Here is a 387-nt window from a genome sequence, read left to right as displayed (position 1 = left end):
CTAGCTGGGGACCGCTCTATGTGGTCCTGCACATGTTCGTGATGAACCGCGCCGCTAGTGCCTATGCTGCGGTCGCACCCACCGGGCCAACCTTGCTGGTCAGCAACGGCATCACCAATGTGAACAATGATATCGCGACCATCGCCGGGTTCATGATGATGAGCGTGCCCTTTATCGCGGCCGGCATGGCGCGCGGCGCGATGGCGATCGCCGGGCAGGCGACGTCGTTGCTAGGCCCGGCGCAGGCAGCCGGTCAGGCAGCGGCTGCTGAACGCACGCTGGGTAACTATGCGCTCGGCAACACTTCGTTTCAGAACCTTACGGCGAACAATAGCAGCCTCAACAAGCACGATGATACCTTCAGCTACGGCTCCGGGTTCGGGAAGA

At 61.8% G+C, this 387-nt stretch carries 1 pseudogene; it reads left to right on the top strand.

The features are described from left to right. Positions 1-32: 32 nt before the first annotated feature. Positions 33-387: pseudogene (locus tag AX708_RS10910) on the top strand (peptidase M23); the annotation flags it as partial.

This window comes from Erythrobacter sp. CCH5-A1, from assembly GCF_001557115.1.
Classification (GTDB): domain Bacteria; phylum Pseudomonadota; class Alphaproteobacteria; order Sphingomonadales; family Sphingomonadaceae; genus Erythrobacter.
The sequence above is the reverse complement of the archived record's forward strand: the minus strand, read 5'-3'. Positions and strand labels throughout refer to the sequence as shown.